This window comes from Vibrio sp. 378, assembly GCF_033339435.1.
The window spans coordinates 1-522 of sequence record NZ_JAWOUO010001169.1 but is presented as its reverse complement, the minus strand read 5'-3'; the positions used below and the strand labels follow the sequence as shown (position 1 = coordinate 522).

The 522-nt window shown below is 46.2% G+C and carries 1 protein-coding gene; it reads right to left on the bottom strand.

The window, feature by feature from the left end; all coding sequences use genetic code 11:
* A partial coding sequence (locus tag R7Q48_RS30970; protein ID WP_318134244.1) for an FAD-dependent oxidoreductase occupies positions 1-237 on the bottom strand: 237 nt, incomplete at its 3' end.
* Between the last annotated feature and the right edge of the window lie 285 nt (positions 238-522).

The following is a 522-nucleotide window of genomic DNA, read 5'->3' as shown; positions in this document are numbered from 1 at the left end:
CCAAGGCAGCACGCAACCACCAGACGCACCAGACACCCCACTACCCCACATCCCCTTATATAACACAACAACATGCTTTTTCGGTGCTTGCTGGTTGATCATAATGGCGGTCCAAAGTCCGGTGTAACCACCGCCAATAATCGCGACATCAGCGTCGATATCTTCATTCAGTGGCTTAGCTGGTTGAGGCTGTTCAAGTTCAAGCGCTTGCTTAAACCAGGAAGATAGGTGTGCCATTGTTTTTCCTTCGTGTCATTCATGAACTTGTTTTCGAGAAGCTCACTGTACAAACGATGCACGGTTTCAACGAGCAAGAAAAACTATCGCTGCGCGTAAGAAAAAATGACGCCACGCGGCAAAGTGACGTGCGATTTTAAAGAACCGAAAAGTACAACAAAGGAGGAGTGTGGCTCCTCCAAAAAAAGCAATGATATTAACTATTAGGGATAGATTAAGGGGAATAGCGTCAGTTAGTACCTACCAGGCTCGCGCATACGGTATTCGTATGTCACATTTACTACT